The sequence below is a fragment of the Pseudomonas simiae genome, from assembly GCF_900111895.1.
GTDB classification, from domain to species: Bacteria; Pseudomonadota; Gammaproteobacteria; order Pseudomonadales; family Pseudomonadaceae; genus Aquipseudomonas; species Aquipseudomonas simiae.
This window is the reverse complement of the sequence record NZ_FOKB01000001.1, coordinates 843403-861472: the sequence shown is the minus strand read 5'-3', so window position 1 is coordinate 861472 and position 18070 is coordinate 843403. Positions and strand designations below refer to the sequence as shown.

Annotated in this window: 15 protein-coding genes and 1 pseudogene; 3 read left to right on the top strand and 13 right to left on the bottom strand. The window is 54.7% G+C overall.

The genetic code is table 11. The features are described from left to right. Window positions 1-112 precede the first annotated feature (112 nt). The 5 genes and pseudogenes from BMZ57_RS04175 to BMZ57_RS04155 form a co-directional block, all read right to left on the bottom strand. On the bottom strand, window positions 113-466 hold the full coding sequence (locus BMZ57_RS04175; protein WP_069672509.1) for a hypothetical protein: 354 nt from the start codon (window positions 464-466) through the stop codon (window positions 113-115). A 2-nt stretch (window positions 467-468) separates the two neighbouring features. Further along, window positions 469-1410 (bottom strand): annotated as a pseudogene (locus BMZ57_RS04170) (hypothetical protein). Window positions 1411-1547: 137 nt separating this feature from the next. Next, on the bottom strand, window positions 1548-2609 hold the full coding sequence (locus BMZ57_RS04165; RefSeq protein ID WP_069672508.1) for a lipocalin-like domain-containing protein: 1062 nt from the start codon (window positions 2607-2609) through the stop codon (window positions 1548-1550). Then, entirely contained in the window at window positions 2599-5061 is a 2463-nt protein-coding gene (locus BMZ57_RS04160) for an ABC transporter permease (RefSeq protein WP_044287424.1), read from the bottom strand. Before BMZ57_RS04160 ends, BMZ57_RS04165 begins: the two co-directional genes overlap by 11 nt. Window position 5062: 1 nt before the next feature. Next, on the bottom strand, window positions 5063-5731 hold the full coding sequence (locus BMZ57_RS04155; RefSeq protein ID WP_010209278.1) for an ABC transporter ATP-binding protein: 669 nt from the start codon (window positions 5729-5731) through the stop codon (window positions 5063-5065). Window positions 5732-6007: 276 nt separating this feature from the next. On the opposite strand from BMZ57_RS04155, the gene pmrG reads away from it, so the two are divergent. The 3 genes from pmrG (at window position 6008) to BMZ57_RS29970 (ending at window position 8640) form a co-directional block, all read left to right on the top strand. After that, the gene (gene pmrG, locus BMZ57_RS04150; protein ID WP_010209274.1) at window positions 6008-6682 is read left to right on the top strand and encodes a lipopolysaccharide core heptose(II)-phosphate phosphatase PmrG; all 675 of its coding nucleotides are present in this window, start codon (window positions 6008-6010) and stop codon (window positions 6680-6682) included. Window positions 6683-6856: 174 nt separating this feature from the next. Next, window positions 6857-8512 carry a lipid IV(A) 4-amino-4-deoxy-L-arabinosyltransferase gene (arnT, locus tag BMZ57_RS04145; protein WP_044287426.1) on the top strand — a complete coding sequence of 552 codons (1656 nt, stop codon included), beginning with the start codon at window positions 6857-6859 and terminating at the stop codon, window positions 8510-8512. Then, window positions 8512-8640, top strand: coding sequence for a hypothetical protein (locus BMZ57_RS29970; RefSeq protein ID WP_275671812.1), 129 nt, complete (start codon window positions 8512-8514; stop codon window positions 8638-8640). The genes arnT and BMZ57_RS29970 overlap by 1 nt, the downstream gene beginning before the upstream one ends. Before the next feature lie 188 nt (window positions 8641-8828). Here the strand turns inward: BMZ57_RS29970 and BMZ57_RS04135 are convergent, their stop codons facing one another. The 8 genes from BMZ57_RS04135 to hpaA all read right to left on the bottom strand — a co-directional run bounded on the left by BMZ57_RS04135 (window position 8829) and on the right by hpaA (window position 18003). Continuing rightward, window positions 8829-9542 carry an AAA family ATPase gene (locus BMZ57_RS04135; RefSeq protein WP_010209270.1) on the bottom strand — a complete coding sequence of 238 codons (714 nt, stop codon included), beginning with the start codon at window positions 9540-9542 and terminating at the stop codon, window positions 8829-8831. Beyond that, window positions 9542-10285 (bottom strand): hypothetical protein, encoded by a 744-nt coding sequence (locus BMZ57_RS04130; protein ID WP_010209269.1) that lies wholly within the window; start codon window positions 10283-10285, stop codon window positions 9542-9544. Before BMZ57_RS04130 ends, BMZ57_RS04135 begins: the two co-directional genes overlap by 1 nt. 8 nt (window positions 10286-10293) lie before the next feature. Continuing rightward, window positions 10294-11487: a YcaO-like family protein gene (locus BMZ57_RS04125; RefSeq protein WP_029529098.1), complete on the bottom strand. Its 1194-nt coding sequence runs from the start codon at window positions 11485-11487 to the stop codon at window positions 10294-10296. Beyond that, on the bottom strand, window positions 11474-12280 hold the full coding sequence (locus tag BMZ57_RS04120; protein WP_044287427.1) for a SagB/ThcOx family dehydrogenase: 807 nt from the start codon (window positions 12278-12280) through the stop codon (window positions 11474-11476). Before BMZ57_RS04120 ends, BMZ57_RS04125 begins: the two co-directional genes overlap by 14 nt. Beyond that, complete coding sequence (locus BMZ57_RS04115) at window positions 12277-13134, bottom strand: McbB family protein (RefSeq protein ID WP_010209265.1); 858 nt, start codon at window positions 13132-13134, stop codon at window positions 12277-12279. The genes BMZ57_RS04120 and BMZ57_RS04115 overlap by 4 nt, the downstream gene beginning before the upstream one ends. 869 nt (window positions 13135-14003) lie before the next feature. Then, window positions 14004-14234, bottom strand: coding sequence for an HD domain-containing protein 2 (locus BMZ57_RS29645; protein ID WP_010209264.1), 231 nt, complete (start codon window positions 14232-14234; stop codon window positions 14004-14006). Between the two features lie 149 nt (window positions 14235-14383). Continuing rightward, window positions 14384-16936 carry a putative mucin/carbohydrate-binding domain-containing protein gene (locus tag BMZ57_RS04105; protein WP_069672507.1) on the bottom strand — a complete coding sequence of 851 codons (2553 nt, stop codon included), beginning with the start codon at window positions 16934-16936 and terminating at the stop codon, window positions 14384-14386. A 206-nt stretch (window positions 16937-17142) separates the two neighbouring features. Further along, window positions 17143-18003 carry a 4-hydroxyphenylacetate catabolism regulatory protein HpaA gene (gene hpaA, locus BMZ57_RS04100; protein WP_021491053.1) on the bottom strand — a complete coding sequence of 287 codons (861 nt, stop codon included), beginning with the start codon at window positions 18001-18003 and terminating at the stop codon, window positions 17143-17145. Between the last annotated feature and the right edge of the window lie 67 nt (window positions 18004-18070).

Sequence of the window (18070 nt, the reverse complement as noted above, 5' to 3'; positions counted from 1 at the left end):
ATAGTTAAAAAGTGAAGCTCAGGTGACATCCGGTCACCTGGGATGGAATGTAGGACAGTACTGGATGGATGTACAGCACTATTTCAAATAAATGTGTCGCCGAAAGGGCAATCTAGAGCCAAGTGAACCAGAGCCCCCAGTAGGCAGCCAAAAAAATCGCAAGACGATACAACCCTACCGCCCACCGCTTGAGTGCTATGGGTATGGAGGCCAACTCTGCCTCAGTCACGAACCTGTCTTTCACATGTCGTTTTGGCGTTGTGAGGATACTGATCATGAGGCACATGCGATTAAATCTAGCAAACCGCTGGTTTTCCCAGCGTTGCAGAAGTTTGCGTACCTCTGCGTTTTCACTGAAGTAACTTTCCAACTCGTCGAGTTTTGTGCGCGTGGCATAACGCACCAGTCCCACAACAACAAACGTCCCAATCACCATCACGATGGTGTAGGCAAAAAACCATGACATTGTTAAGCCCCCTCTGGTTGAAAGATCAAATCACCCTCCATCTCGATGACCTTGCCGCCTAGGAACTTGCCACCGTCGCCACCTAGATTGCCTCCTGCATACCCGCCAGCAGCGCCCCCAACGATTGCGCAGGTCAGAGCACCGCTTCCTCTCGTCGCGACACCTAAAAAAATGGTGCATGCACGACGAGTTAGCTCAGCACCCAACACGCCTCCCCCTGCACGCCCCCCATAAACGTCCCCGTCTCCACATACTTCGCCCTTCGACACTGTGCCTCCCGCCTCGTCACACACGCCTCCTTGATCTCCAACCCCGCCACGCCCACGTCCAAGGCCAACCCCACATAAGTCCCTCTGCCCAACCACTTCGATGTCTGCGCCGTCTCCCGAATCCGCTTCGCATACCCCGCGATCTCCCCCTTGTGCAAATAGCTCTTGGTCGAAATCCCCAGCACTTTCTTCAACGACTCATTGCCCTGCAACCCCGGAACAACGCCTGGCGCTGCTGGATAAATGCCGCCCTGTCCAGGCCGCCGGCTTTCAACCGCTGATGCAACCGCTCGATGTCCTCCAGCGTTTGCGCCACTTCATTCAGGTGCCGCGCCCACGCCGACGTCACGCTGCCGATGCCAATCGAGCCATTCGCCATGAAACTCTGCAGCAAGTCATAGTTGTCGATCACCGCTGCGCCGCCCGCTGCACTCATCTCCAGGTGGCGACGCACCTCTTCGGCATGACGCATCAACCACGCTTCCTCGACCGAACAATTCACGCTGTGGCCGTCGGGGACAATCACAGTTGCCCCGGCGCCACCAGGCCGGGCCGCAGGTGCCGGTTCAACACGTCAAAATGATCGGAGCGCGGTCGACTCAGGGCGCCGCCCATCACTCGATTTTTCAAACTCTGATAGTCCGTCGCGCGGTCATTGATAAAGCTCTGCTCCATGCTTCACATTCCCGATGCGATGAAGATGGCGTCGAAATATAAGCAAGCGCCTACGCCCCGGACACAAGTCCAGGGGGGCAGATTTACATTTGGGAATCGGCCTACACAGCGAAGAAAAGGAGCCTACGGAAACCGCGCTAGTACCCGGTCATTTCCAGGTAACCCACCCCACCTTCGAACTGCACCGGCCCCTCCCAGTACGGAATACTCAGGTTCATCCAGGCATTCGGATTGGCTGCTTGGGTGGTGATGTCCAGCTGCTTTGCGGGAATTTTCAGCGACCAGCGCGTGGGAATCTTGCGGCCGTCAATCGTGCTGGTTTCCAACGGTACGAGCTGGATATCAGCGTTGTGCAGCGTCTGTGTCTGGCCTTGCGCGTCGATCCAGGTGCCCGTGAGATACCCGGTGCCGTTGGTTTGTCGCACTCGGAACAGCATCAACTGTTCGCCACGGTCCAGGTGCAGGGAGAACCAATCCCAGCCGGTCTGGCTGGCGCTCAGCGGTTGGCTGCTCCACTCGCGATCGAGCCAGGCCGGGCCCGTGACTTGATACACCTTACCGTCGAGAGTGACGCTGCCGCTGGCACTGAAGAACGGCTGGCTGTAGTAGTACGATGCCTGGCCCTGGTCGGACTTGCGGCTGTAGCCATTGTCGCCCTGCAACACCAACGGGCGACTGGAAGTCAGATGCAGGTCGTAGGCGAATTGCGCACCGCTGGCCTTGAGTTGCATGTCCGCCAAGCTGCTCGCGGCGCCGGGGCGGGTGACGAAATGCCAGTCGTCGATCCAGGCGTTGAATGGCTTCGCCTGGGCTCCAGCCTGGCCCACGCCGCCGCGCGCGTAGCGCTCAGCGGCATAGTGTTGGGTGGCGGAAGTCACGGCGGCGTGGCCAAGCCAAATGGTCGAATCGCGCCAGCCAGCCTGTGTCGGCCCGGCCTTGAGGGCATTGCGGAACAACGTCCATTGCACACCGAATACGTTGCCTTGTTCATCCCTGAGATTGGCGGTGACGTACCACCACTCGATCCGAAACCCCGCGTGGGGGCCATGATCCTCGGGGAAGCTGAACACCTTGCCAGGTACCACTTGGGCGAAGTCGGCCGCATCACTGCCCAAGCCGGCGAAGCTCTCCTGTGGCGCGGGCACTTTGTCGCAAGCGGCCAGTAACAGGAACGTCCACAGCAGGCACTTAATCTTCATGGGCAAACGTCCTCAACAAGTCTGCCGGACGGCTGCGGTACAACTGCCACAGCGGCCAAGCCGAAGCCAGCAACGTGGCGAGCATTGCCAGCCCGAGCAATTGCGCCAATTGCCACGGGAACACCTGCAACGGCAGACGCCAGCCAAACGCCTGCACATTGATTACCGCATCCAGGCACCAGGCCAGCAGCAGGCCCAGGGGCAACGCCAGGATCAGCGTGAGCACAGCCAACAGCCAGGTCTGGCCAAGGTTGAGCAGCATCAATTGCCGTCGCGTGACACCCAACGCCCACAGCGGCGCGAGTTGACCGAGGCGGCTCTGGCTCTGGGTCAACAGGCTGATGAACAGCGCCACACCGGCCACGCCCAGCGTCAGGCTGTTCAATGCGGCAGTGGCGGCGAAGGTGCGTTCGAACACCTGGCTCGACCAGCCTTTGAGTTGTTGCTGATCAATGATACGGCTGTCATCCAGGGCAAAGGCGCGTTGCACCTCGCGCACCAGTGGCGCCACATTTTCCGGCGCAACCCGCAGGTTGAAACGCGCCGGCGACAGCGTCGGCCAGTGGGTCAACAGGTGCGTGGAATTGACCAACATATGCCCCTTGGGGTTGCCGTAGTCGGCGTAGACCCCCACCACCTTCGGCGCCCACACGCCTTGGGGCGTGGCAATGTTTACGCTATCGCCCAGCCTCACGTTGAGCCGGCGCGCCAGTTGCTCGCTGAGCATCAGGGTGTCGCCTTGCTGCAACTGGTCCCACGGTTTATTGGCCGCTTCCAGCAGGGGCCAATGCTGGCGATAGGTCGGGTCGTCGACCACGCCAAACAGGTCCGCCGGCCAACCTTGCAGTTGCACGGCGACCTGCCAAGTGGGCAGCACGGTTTGCACCAACGGTTGCTGCGCCAGCCAGGTGCTGAGTTGCTGTGCCTGAGCCGGGGTTTGTGGGTTGAGGTACAGCTCGGCGGTCAGGCGTTGCTCCAGCCAATTGTTGAAGGTGTAACGAAACCCCGAGGTCATCGAACCCGCCCCGATGTTCGCAGCCAGGGCCAGCAACAGTGCCATTAACGCCAGGCTCAATGCCGGCAATTGTTGGCGGCAATCAGCCAGAAACCATTGGCCGAGCACCGAACGGCTGCGCCCCAACACGGCCTTGAGCAGGCCATTGAGCACCACCGGCAACCCCAGGGCGGCGCCGAGCAGCAACGCCGCCATCAACACAAAACCAGCAGCCAGGCTGTTGCCCAACCACAGCGCCAGCACCGCAATCAACAGCGCCGCACTGGCCACCCAGCCTTGGCGACGCAACCAGCGTCCATGGGCTTCATGCCAGGCCTGTGCATTGGCCAGCGCCAGCAAGGGCAAACGCGCCGCCCGCCACAGGCTACTGGCGCCGGCAAGCAAGGCACCGAGCAGGCTCAAACCCAACCCCGCGCCCCACCACCAGGGGCTGAGGTTCAACTGCCCCGGTACCTCAGCGCCATACAACCCGCGCAGGCTGGCGGCCACATCCGGCAACAACAGGCTGGCCAACAGGTAGCCGCTGGCCACGCCTAACACACCGCCCAGCAATGAGAGCGCGCCCAGTTCCACGCTGAGGCTGGCAATCAACATCCGCACACTGACGCCACAGGCCCGCAGGGTGCGCAGCAGTCCGCGCCGTTGCTCCAGTGCCAGGCCGATGGCGGCATGCACGATAAATAGCCCCACTACGAAGGACAAAAAGCCCAGTGCGTCGAGGTTCAGGTGAAAGCTCTCGGTGAGGCGTGCGAGGTTATTATCCTCGCCCTGCTTGAGTTGCAGCCCGGCGGGCGCCGTGGGCTGGCCGGCAGCGAATGCCTTGTCCACCAGCAGGCGCGATAGGCGACCCGGCATCTCCAGCACCGGTTGGGCAAACCCGATATCGGTGAGCAATAGACCGGGAGCCATATCCGCTTGGATTTGCAGCGGCGGCAGGGTGTGTCCGCTCAGGGTGGTTGGCTGTTGACCTTCATGCAGCCCCAAGGCCTGCAAGGTCTGCGGTGCAATCCAGGTACGCCCCGGCGGATCGAAAAACGCCAGCATCTGCGCCTGACTCAAACGCTGCCCCGCCACCGCACCGCTGCCGGGCAACGACACCGGGTCAATGCCCATCAGTTGCAGGCGCACGTCTGGCTGTCCCTCGAGCTGCACCCGCCCCTGTACCACCGGCGACACCGGCCATCCGGCACGGCGCAATTGGGCAAAGACCTCTTGGGCGAAACTGGCGCCGTCCGGCGTACCGAGGCTGGCTTGGGGTTCGCCGCCGATCAATTGGCTGGCGCGGGCATAGCTATCACGCGCCTGGCTGTTGAGGGCTTGCACGCCGACCAGTAACGCGGTGGCCAGCCATAAGCCGGTGAGCACGCTGAAAAACTGCACAGGATGCCGCCGCCAGTGGCTGAGCAACGCGCGCAGGGTCCAATGAAAGACCGCCATGTCAGGCGACGCCCGCGGGCACGACACGACCGCGGTGCAGCACCACCTGCTGGTCCAGCCGGGCGGCGATGCGCGGGCTGTGAGTGACCATCAGCAGGCTGGTGGGGCTGTCACGCAGCAAGTCCAGCAGCAGTTGCAGCACTTCGTCGCTGGTGGCTTCGTCCAGGTTGCCGGTGGGTTCGTCGGCCAATAACAGACCCGGCCGTGACGCCAATGCCCGCCCCACCGCGACCCGTTGCTGCTGGCCGCCGGAAAGCTGTTCCGGATAGCGCTTGAGCAGATCACCCAGGCCCAGGCGCTCCACCAACTGGGCCTGCCACTGCGGGTCAAACCGCCCCGCTAATCGCGCCTGAAACGCCAGGTTGTCATCCACCCGCAGACTGCCGATCAGGTTGAACTGCTGAAACACCAGCCCGATGTCCGTGCGCCGCCAGTGGGCCAGCTGTGCTTCGCTGAGCTGATCGAGGCGCTGCTCGCCGACCTGGATGCTGCCACCGTCCACGCGGTCCAGCCCGGCCACCAAATGCAGCAAGGTGCTCTTGCCGCTGCCCGACTCGCCCATCAATGCCAGGCTGCTGCGCTCGGCCAAATGCAGATCCACACCGGCCAACACCGCCAGAGGTCCCTGGGGGGTGGCATAGCTTTTGAACACACCTTGCACCTGCAGCATGACGACACTCGTTTGATAGGGGGGCAATCGAGAATAACGGCTGCCGATCCAGGCCATGCAAATTTTTCACATGGATTTCACCGGCTAACCACCCAGCACACTTTAGATTACCGGCCATGGGTCGTTCGCCGGCAACTTGTTAGTTGCCCCGCCTGACAACTTTTTAACCGCAGCATGTTCAGCCAAAAGACAGCCTCCGTGTGACAGCCTCTGGCTTCACTGTGGGCATACGCCAACACGTTGCACCTAACTAATACAACTTTGCCAACACTGCCCATGGTGACTGAAGTGGTTGACTTTACCCTGACCAAACCGCGCTCGCGATGGGTCTTTATCAAGCGCCTGCGACGCCTGTGGCTGGGGCTCTTCGTGGTGGGTTTGCTGTTCGCCGCCAGCCTGCTGTGGAACGCATCGCCAAAGGACCTGGGCATCGGCAATCGCCTATTGACCTCCCACATGCTGCCCCTGTGGCGCGACGGCGACCTGATCGTGCTGGTGCGCCACGAAGAACGTTGCGACCGTTCGACCAACCCTTGCCTGGGGCCCGTGGAAGGCCTGACGATCAACGGCAGCCAGAACGCCGAAGCCCTGGGAAAAGCCTTTAAAACATTGGGTATGGAGGGCAGCGACGTGCTGGCCAGTCCAACCATCCGCACCGCCCAGACCTTACGCTTCATGTTCGGCAAAAATGAACTGACCTCCGGCCAGCAAGCCGTCTGCGGCGCGGCCATGGGCGAAGAATTGCTCAGTCACAAAACCCCCGGACGCAACCTGGTCTTCGTCACCCACAGCGGTTGCATCGCCGACTTCGAAAGCACCCTGGGTTTTCCCCGTGCCGCGTTCCCCAAATACGGCAGCGCCTTGTTCGTGCAGGTATTGCCCAACGGAAAATTCAACACGCTGGGCATCGTCAACAGCCAGGACTGGCCCGCCGCCTTAAAACAACTCTAGACACTTTCCTGTCTGTTTGTTCAGCAAAAAGACAGCCCTGCTCTGGCATGTTTAGTTGCGCCTTTTAACTAAGGACATCATGACTATTTCCCGTAATTCAGTGAGCGCTGTGATTTTTTCTTCTACTTCATTACTTGAAAGCCCCGCAACTAAACGTCAGGGAGCGACGTTTGCATGACTCGATTAAAACCCCTGCCGATATTATTACTGGCCTTTGTCGCCTTTTACCTGCTTCCCCTGGGCCTGCACGGCTTGTGGACCCCGGACGAAACCCGCTACGCCCAGATCAGCCAGGAAATGCTCCAGAGCGGCAACTGGATAGCGCCGCATTTCATGGGCATCCGCTATTTCGAAAAGCCTGCCGGCGGCTACTGGTTGATCGCCCTGGGCCAGGCGGTGTTCGGCCAGAACCTGTTTGGTGTGCGCATCGCCTCGGCCCTTACCACCGGATTGAGCGTGCTGCTCGCCTATCTGATCGCCCGTCGCCTGTGGAAAGACCCTCGCAAAAGCTTCGCCTGCGCGCTGCTCTACCTGAGCTTCGGCCTGGTGGCCGGGCAAGCGGGTTATTCCAACCTGGATCCGCAATTCACCCTGTGGGTCAATCTGAGCCTGGTAGCCCTGTGGTTTGCGTTCGACAGCAGCACATTGCGCGGCCGTCTTTGGGCCTGGGCCGTCGTGGGCCTGGCCTGCGCCCTGGGTTTCCTGACCAAGGGTTTCCTGGCCTTGGCGTTGCCGGTGCTGATTGCAGTGCCTTACATGCTCTGGCAACGCCGCCTGGGCGAACTGCTGTGCTATGGCCCACTGGCCATGCTGGTGTGCTTGCTGGTGTGCCTGCCTTGGGCACTGGCGGTCCATCTGCAGGAACCGGACTTCTGGCGGTTCTTTTTCTGGAATGAACACATCCGCCGCTTCAGCGCCGACAACGCGCAACACGTGCGGCCATGGTGGTTCTTCCTGCCGATCATCGCAGTGGCTTGCCTGCCCTGGGCAGGGTTGCTGCCGACCACCCTGCGCAAGGCCTGGCAGGAAAAGCGCCAACCGGCGATCGCCTTCCTCGCCTTGTGGCTGCTGTTGCCGCTGGGTTTCTTCAGCTTGAGCAAAGGCAAGCTGCCGACCTACATCATGCCGTGCCTGCTGCCCCTGGCCTTGTTGATGGGGCATACGCTGGTCAACCTGATCAACAACGGCCGCGCCCGCACCCTTTGCCTCAATGGCCTGCTCAATTTCCTGATCGGCATGGCCGCCATGATCGCGCTGATCTACCTGCAAATCGCCCGGCCGCTGTACAGCAACAGCCACGCGGAGATGTTCAGCCTGTCCCTGGCGTTTATCGTGTTGTTGGTGTGGATCCTCACTAACCTGCTGCAAGCCTTCCGCCCGCTGACGCTGTGGGCGATGCCGACCTTGGGCATTGGCGTGCTGGTTATCCTGCTGCCGGCGAGCATGCCGGAGTGGATCGCAGACAACGAAATGCCCGACCAGTTTGTGCTCGAACACCTGGAAGAACTGCAACAGACCCAAGCCCTGCTGAGCAACGAACTGGGGAATGCCAGCGCCCTGGCCTGGCGCCTGAAACGCCCGGAAGTCGCGTTGTATGACACCGAGGGCGAGTTGCGTTATGGCTTGCAATACGCGGGGTCAGTACATCGCAAAGTGGGGTTGGAAGACGTGCAGGCCTGGCTCAAGGAGAAGCGCCTTATCGGCTCGGTCGGCGTACTGATGCGCGTCAACAGCACCCGTGAAATGCGCGAAGCCGGGCAACTACCGCCAGGAGGCAAACGCTACTACAAAGGCTCCCTTGAACTGATCATCTATCCGCAATCGCCTTGATGGCTACGTTCTGGAAGACCGAACGCGGCGCGCTGTCCTGCAACTGGTTGATCATTGCCAATGCCCACTTGCTGGGTGGCCTCGGTCCTGGTCACTGCGTCTTCCGTACGGGATCGGCGCCTGGCTGAGCGTGTGGCGGATCTATCTGATCAACGAACAGCTGCTGTGCTGATGCTGCTGATACTGGGCGTGGTTTACCCGTGGAGCAACGGAAATGGCGGTGTGCCGCGCTTTGCCGAAGACGTTCGAACCGCGGCGCCCTAAAGCGCGCTGTGGGAGCGTGGTGTCCATTCCGCAGCCCAAATATGAGGCGGTCTTATCCTTTTGGCAGGCTGGCGGCGTGAATAAATGCCTCATCCAAGCTATTAGCGCTGTATGCATCCATGAAGCCTTGCGCATCAGTGAAACGGTTGAATTGTCTTTGACTCAACATGTAGAAATCATCGCAATGCGCAACGATCTCATCGACATTGTGTGATGAAACCAACACCGCGACACCTCCTGCCGCGGCCCCCTCCAGACAACGCCAGATGTGATAACGGAACTCTGGATCCACACCCGCAGTGGGTTCATCCAATATCACAAGGTCCGGGCTGGCGCAGAGCAGGGACAACGTAAAAAACCAGCGTTTTTCCCCGTAGCTGCAGAGTGCAGATTTTTTGTTCCAGATCTCGCCGTAACGCTCTGCGATGCCTGGGCTCCATTTTTCGATTTTATCAAGCGCATGTTGTTGGGTGACCTTGGTGTCAGAGCAAAACAGCATGGTCATTTTGAAGATGTCGAACATGCGAAATACAGGGGGTGTGCTGATGATCTGCGACAGGTAGAGCAGCTTTGAGAAGGCGTTGTTTATCGCGCCGCCATCCATTTTCTTCAGGCCGCACAGCACATCAAAGAAGGTGGTTTTGCCGGAGCCATTTGGACCGAGAAGGCCTGATATGGAGCCGGCCTCGACTGTCAGAGAAGCCTTATGAAACACGATATGAGTTCCATATCTGACATCAAGAGAATCTACAAGAAGTCCCGCCATCAGTAACGGCTCCAAACAGGGTTAATCAGTAAAAACCGGCACATCACTAAAAACAAAAACGGAAGTGAAATAATAACCACCAAGACAACCATCCCACATTCCATCACTCCGTCCAACATAATCCTATTCGCCCACCACATCGGATTAAAAAAACTGATAACCCCTAATGCCGGACTTACTGGACCCACACTCAGAATTCCAAGTGCTAACATCGTGAGGGACACAATAGAAAAAAGTGTACTCGTATTTTGAAAACCTAACGGGACCAGTGTCAGCAACAGCGAGGGAATAGAAAAAACAAGAAAACAAACGTAAAACCGTCCAATAATCACGAGATACTCGGCAACATCCACACGCCCTGAAAAAATACGGGTAAGTAAATAAAACACAGAGCCATACAATATCGACACAACTGTATATGCGAAAAACTGCCCAACCAAAAAGACAACCTTAGTACGCCCCGTATAAACAAAAGACCGAAGAAAACCACTTTCCCTCCGACCGACCATATAAAACGCCAGCCCAAACAATGCCACGTTCGATGACACAAAAGCATAGAACCACGAAGTACTGGAGAGATAATCCACAGCCGAACTATTCAGTGGCGCACGCACGTAGGTAATCAAATAGTAGGTCACCACTGGAGATATCACCGTCCAAAACAATGCAACAGGCTCTCTGAGCTGTTCTTTTATAAATAACGCCGCTAACGAGACCGGTCTCGACACACAATAAAAAACCATCACTCACCTCACGGAAACGGGACCATCACTGCTAATCTGGAGCCGAGTATCGATAACTCAAACGCTCTGGAATACTGATTTATCAAATTGAAATTCTTCGAGTTATTCATGTGAAGAAACAAATCAGGGGAGACGAATTTGACGAAAACCCCCACCACGCCATTAACCTCCTCAATTTTTGAGTAGAAATAGCCAGAGATACCCAATTGCTTTAGCACTGACAAAAAATCAGGCACTGTAAAATCCTGCAGAGACCTACGCCCTCCACACTCCAGCACATCAACAACATCTTGATAGGTCTCATAAGCATTGCAACTTAAAAAATAACGTATATATGAATCTTCAAGCTTTGATTCTTCAGAACCAGTAGCCCTGAACACATTCATGAAGCGAAAAGTCTGCCACAACTCAAGCAAAGATTTTTCCAACGCAATAGACATATCCGACGAATAAGCCATCCCAGCACAATATTTTACGTGCCGACCGTCTTTCTCTTGCCCATATACAACCAATATGCAAAACCCCGGAAATCTAGTATCAGATATATCTAAAAAGGTTATCTCCCCCGACATGGATAGCGCATTGTATAGGTGTAGAACGTCCCGCCTCACCAATAACTGCACCACTTGTTTAGAAGAAATCCGCGAACGACACGTCTTCGTTAACCAGAACCTGACAAGAAACTGGCGTTCAAGATATTCTTTTATCGCTCCTAAGAAAGCTATATCTGCGCACCAATGGAAGCTGCACCCACATGTATCCCGAAGAGGGTAGAGCACGCTATCATCACCGAGATTATAGGACGAGAGCGAAATACAGGCAGTCGGGATAAAACACGTAGAGAAGTCAGAAGCCCTGACCACCTGGCTTAAAGCAAACTTATATCCACCGATATCTGCAAGAGAGACTTTCTTATTCGACGTCTGAACGAACGCCTCCGCGAAACCGAGAGCTTCACTTTCTGACAGAGTCTCACTAAGAAACCCGCGTTTTTTTGAAAAAACCTCCCTATAAAAATGTCGGCGTTCGAAATACTCACCTATAGCAGTTTTGATCGAGTTTGAACCTCCTCCTACACCAGATCCATTCACCGAGAGGAAATCTGATATTTCTACGGCGCTTGGCAGGCCGAGCATCCCCGCAGGCTGAAAAAGAAGTACTCCGGGGAGATCCGGCTTATGCATTTCATTAATAAGCTTCATGCCGCTTACCTATAAAATGAACACACATTGGTAAAAACAGAGCCGGGTTAATTCCCAGGACTTTACACAGCATGAGGTCCGTATACGCAGACCATAGCCGAGATGACAGTCCCAAGGACTTGGCTTGCAGCTCGACAAGCATGTAAATTGAGCCAATCTCCATCAGAGCCATTCGATACCCACGATACCGATACTTGAAGAGATTTTTAGGCATATAGACCGCGTAGACTATCGCCAGACTGGGCGTCCCAATACTATTAGACGAAAACAGCAGTGCCGCCTTGAGTTCCTCTACATCAACCTGAATCTGCATCACCTCAAATTTTCGGGATCTCGGAAGCAAATGGAGTACTTTCCCGGGACAGGGCCAGGTGGGGTTGTCCTCAGTCATTGAGCAGAGGAAAACTTCGGCAGGGTACAGTGCGCCACCGCTCGGATACCCTCTTTTGCAGGATTCAATACTCCTTGATAATAATGGCCACATAAGCATCTCTACATCCGAGAACGCTAACAAGTGAGGCGAAAAGTGCTCACATGACTCATTTCTGTACAGCGTTTTTTCTCTTTCCTCTTGGGAGACGTTTATCGTCAGCGTAAGATCCATATCGGGATAAAGGGCCAATTCATTCCCTGTCAGTTGTTCAAGGTTTTTTTCATTTAATCGATGGAGGCTCGTGCGGCCTTTGATCGCCCCATGAAATACAAAATTACCCTTATTATGAAACTCAAGCACCTCACCGTAAACCGAGGACTCTATAAACCTTAGATAGTAATCGTGCGGAATATTTTTCATTCACGCGCCCTCAAACAATCACACATATACCAGTGCGAATTAGGCTCTTCTGAAATGTGACCATCCATTAGCCGAAGATGTGAGCTATGCAGAACGTCATCCTGATACTTATGCCCATCGTTATACTCGGTGAAGAATTTAATCTTTTTTATAACCGCACCGACAACAATCATCTCCTGATAAAGACTGAGCGCCTTGGTTGGCACACCTACATGCTTGTTTTTACAAAACGCCAAAATACTTGCCCAGTCGTTCCTTGAAGTCTTCACCAACTGATTGGGAATAAACCTGTCAACGCTACAAAAATGACACGGATTCCCTATCTCCGGGATATAAGGCTGCCCGATGCAAAAAACACTACCCATTTGCCAACAAACGCTAATGGCACTTTTAGGAGACGCACGTACGAGATCGAAATACAAGCTCTTAACACGATCATAATCATACACATAGCACAACAGTACAATAAAACACCTTAAATTCCGGACCGCTTCAACCGATTCACTTGAGAATGATCTAAACTCCAAAGACGTGGACAGCTCGCCCCTGAATAGACTTTCTATATCAACCTGACCTCCCCAATCATGGATAACAATAGTTTTCTCAAAATATATTTCCTCAACCGACCTCAGCGGGATTACTCTCTCTAAAAATGCAAAGGCATCACTTTGATTCAACCCACTTTCTGCCAACACCTCATCCAACTCGACCTTCGTCATCACCTTCGAAAGCTTTAGTTTCCGAAGCGCCTTTAACAATGGCTGAGAATGGATTTTTGAAATCCCAATATCGGAAACCAGAAGACTTTCGGTTTCAAAGTTCAGGATTTCGTAATTGGGTATGATGATATTCATTGCACGATCTCCTGTAGAGGTTTTCTGGAAAACCAGAAAACCTCATTAGGTGAGTGAATACTGAATCTACTCATCCGCCGGTGGGGGCTCTATTATCGAGTTATGGCACCCCCCGCTCCCCCCATTACACCCGCCGCCTCCACCACATCCTCCGCTACCCCCGCACCCACCTTGACTTCCCGAGGCTCCGGCGTTACCCGCGTACGGGTTGAACCCTTCCTCACTTTCAAAGCTAAAAACAAACTCCCCAAACGCTTCATTGTTCATGTCGGATCTCCAGCTTTGTGAAGCTATTGACTTTAGGTCGCTCATCAACAAGCAACAAAATCAAATCTAGTCCGACTGGAGAATCTCGCAACAACAATAAAAAATTTATGTAGGACATATAACTTATAATTTTAGGAAAATTCATTCATGAATTTCGGAATCCAAACAATTGCCAAAAATATAAAAACCGTCGCCACCCACGCATTAAAAAATCAATCTAAATAAAATTAATACGTTGCAAATCGTCTAACCAAAAGCAACAGCCAACACCAATATCGATTTTTTTTGCAAAACAGAACTTTTCTCGACAGGTGTGCAGAATAAATCCGACAAGTGGCGCTGCTTGTCTCTAAGGGTTTGCTATCTGCGCGACGCTAATACTGGCTGCTTACCCGCGTAGTAACTGCGCTCGCCGAGGATGTGCGAACAGAAGCGGCCAAACGCGCGCCGTGGCAGCAGTACCACATGTGGGGGAGCCTCTGGCGTACTTAGGCGAAGATCATGGGGTGATAACCACCCAACCAGATAATGACGAGCGGTGGTTTCATAAGCGTGAGGATGGAAGCGTGGCGTTTGTGCCAACGCTTCGATAGACAGAGGTTTCATCGGCCCGACAGGTCGATCTTCTCGCGGGTCCCCGCATCAATAAGACCGTGGAGCCTTTCAAACAAAGGATCGGCATCCGTGTAGCCTTTTCCGTAGGTCAGGTTGAATCCGTAGTCGAAACCAGGATTGAACCCGTTCATGCGCGACATACCGGCCTCGGCCGTGTCCACTCGCAAACCTGCCACCAGCGCCTGCACCGTCGGATGCTCGACCACATCCTCAAACAAGGTACGCCGTACTCAGCAAGTGTCAGGAACTCAGGTCGCTGGTCACTCGTCCTCCTGCAACACAATCGCGCGGTTGGTCACCCGTTACAGGTCGGACAAGCGCTGGGGTGAGCAACGTCGTCCAGCAAGACGTAATCCATCGAGGGCGATCAGACCTGTAACTTCCCGTCGCCGAGCGCTCGAACAACCTGTATCTGTTTCACCGGATATCGCGCTTGAGTATCGGTATTCACCAATTCAGAGCGTACCGACTCCACGTGCAGAACGCTGACCGTAGACCCTTTGACAAACGGCAGACTTACATAACTGGCCTCAGCAGGCGCAGTACCTCGTAGTTCCTGAGAGAACAGAACTTCACCTGTCGCAGTCCTCACCCATACGGCAATATAGATCGTTGAAAAATAATAGTGCGGCGCACCGGGGTGCACTTGGATAGCCACTTGCTGAGTCGCTGTATTAATATTGATTTCCGCGACCGACCTATTTTCAAGTCCAGGCTGACTCCAGGTAAAATAGTTACCCGAAACGACTGGTCCCCCCGTGTCCGCGTAAGAAATGATCAAGTCCTTATACAGGCCGATAAGCGTGTCTTTTTCGGCGCCGTCGAACGTATGGATCGCTGCGAAGACATCCATCACAGGTGCTGATCCAGCATGGAGCAATACATGCGGTGTTTTTCTGATTTCATCGGCCGCGGCTGCAATTCTGGTCTTGAGGTTATCCGCGGGCCAGCTGCCCATCTTGATATTTTTAAAACCCTGCGTTGTAACTTCTAAAAAATTATCTATTGCCTTGAGGTCAATAAATGGCTGCAACCTCGGAACTTCTCTCAGCCGAACAGGTTCCTGGTGGTGAACGTTGACAGTACAACCCGGGGCTATCGGAAACTCATACACGCCCACGAGCGCACCCACGCCCGGAAGTACCACATCGCACAACATAAAGCCATTCAAATCCCTAACAAGAACACTTGCATACGTCGCAGAACCAAAGTAAGAGTGTGGCGTGGTACTGACAACACTGAACGAAGCCCTGCACGATTCCATATCAATACATAACGTTGCAATTTTCCCATCGCCAAGTCCCAAAAAGTCAATTGTTTGGGAAGCCAATGAAGTCCCCTTCGCCAGCACGCTATCTAACTCAACGAGATTGTTCATATTGGCGGCCACTTCCACGTACGTGTAATTTTTGATGAGATTCCCACTGGTCATCGCCGGGGGCTGCAAGGTATAAACACCGATTGGCAGCCCCTTTACTTCTAACGTTGGTGAAATCACCTTAACGACCCTTGATATATTGCTACCCGTCCGAATGACAAGGGATTTGCCTTTATTTTCGAAATAGGCTCGCTCTGTCATTCTCAGTGTCACGTCGCCCTTGAGGTCGGTCTCCAGGAGGGATTTGCAATCAACAAGAGACAGTGGCGTCTTTAACTTCAGGCGTCGTTGAATGGAGGCCAGCTGTTCGGGAGGAACAACCCTGTACAAGGGGCAACAGGGTTGATAATTGGCATAGGCAGTGTTGAAGCTAACCGCATTCGTGACGTTGGCCCCCACTTGCGTCATGAACGGGCCGACATCCAGGTTGGTTCGTTCAGCCCAGCGTGTGACGAAGATATCTTCCAAAGGAAAGGTGAGGTAATTAAACCCTTCAGCGTTGGCGAGTCGTCGATAATACTGATTAAACTCGGTAAATGCAGGCTCACCGACTTTATCAATGACAAGCATAAATATGAAAAGCAACTCACTCAGGGGCCACATCGAAAGGGGGACGTCACTATCAATACGACTACGCACGGCATCAAAGGTAGCCTGAGCATTTCCCCCATACATCCAACCACGCTCATACACACTGTCGCCCATCATCTTATGCTGATAGTACGTTGCGTATATATTATTCCAAACCTCACCGGTCGGTATCGAACTATTATACATCGCTAACGTTTGATAACCGTGAGCGATCTCATGCAGCGCACACCAATTATCGGGGCGGGTATCCAGCCAACAAGGCGCGATAGTTGCTGCCACTTGGGCGGTCCAATACTGACCATAATACGCTGACCCTCCTCCGTCCTTATCAGCCTTGATAAAATAACGATTGAGAATATTTTTATCCGTAGGCACTGTTGCATCAAGCGAAATACCCGCCAACCGATTAAAATATTCAAACACATTCACATAATAGGCTTCAAGGGCGCCCAGACCTTCCGCCTGATGCAGCTCCTTGAGCCTTGACTTATCAACTGCCGGCACCAGCAAATTTGCATACGTTGTTTGAACAAGTGTAAACGCCGAGTCAGTTTCATCCCATTGCCGAAAAAACAAGTCAGCATCATCACCCGCGCGATAGGTCGGCAATACATGCTCACCCACCGCCGAATATTCAATTTGCACATCGATGGGAATATAGGGTGTACGAATAAAGGGGACCGATGCGCTAGTCACAGTAAGTGTCGTCCACTCTCCAGTGATCCTAACGTAGGTTTCCGTCGATCCGCTATCATTCAGCATATCCAACTCTAACACGGTGTCCATTGGACTCGATCGACGAATTGAAAAGCTGGCACCGGCAGGCAACGCAATGCCCAGCGACTGGCGATCATGGTAAATACCTTTGCTAAAGCCGGTCCCAAACAACCAGGACGGATACTCTAACGTATAAGGCTTGTACGTTTTCACACTATCCTTTAACTCGATCATTTCAACACTCGCACAGTGATTCGCCCATCCAAACTTAAGCCGAAATCAACTGCGCAGCGACTGTTATAAATGACAGTTTTTTATAATTAGTTCTTTGCCCCCTTAAAAGAAAAGCATCTAAAGAATGGTTTAAGGGTGCTCCCACAGGGACCGCACTTAAACCGTCAGATTCAGCGGCGCCGTTGAGTTGGGCGGCGCGTTGCAAGTCAGCGCAAGCCCGACTGCCGCAGCCGATACTCCCCCGGCGTCACCTGCGCATACCGAAGGAAAAACCGGCTGAAGTACGCCGGATCCTTGAAGCCCAGCTGATAGCAGATTTCGTTGGCGGAGCTACCGGTGAACAACAGCAGGCGCTTGGCTTCCTGCATCAGCCTTTCCAGGATCAGGCGCTTGGAGGGCAGGTCGGCCAGGCGCCGGCACACATCATTCAGGCGTGCCTCGGTCACGCCAATTCCTTCGGCATAGCGTGCCAGCGGCCAGTGTTCCAGGTAGTGGGCCTCGATCAGTTCGTTGAAGCGATGGAAGATGCGCAGGTCTTCATGGCGGGTCGGCTGCGCGGGCAGTGAGTGAACGCACAGGCGCAGCAGGCGAATCATGATCAGCCGCGTGAGGCTGTCCAGCGCGGCGGCACGCCCTGCCCTCGCGCCGTTGATCTCTTCGTTCAACTCTTCGAACAACCGATCCAGCCCCTGGTCACCCGCCGTCAGCGCCACACAGGCGGCGCCGGAGGCCAGGCTGGGGTCGGCATCGATCAATCCCCACACCAACTGCTGGCGCACCGTCAGCACATGCCCGTCGGCATCCGCCTCAGTGACAAAAGCGTGGGGCACCGTGGGCGGCGTCAGGAAGAACATCGGCCCGGACTCCACGTACTGGCGGTCGTCCAGGTACACCCGCACCGCGCCGCTTTTCACGTAATGCACCTGGAAAAACCGGTCATGCCGATGCACCGGCATGTTGCGCCCGAAAAAGCCCGCCAGGTTGCCGAGCTTGTCGTAATGCACCTCGGCATCGCTGTAACGCTGGTCGTAGACCTGTCCGATGTTGATGTTGGGGATCGGCTTCACGTGGCTCTCTTCTTGTTGTTTTGAGGCTGACCGATTTTGCCACGCTTGACGGTAGTTAACATATTAA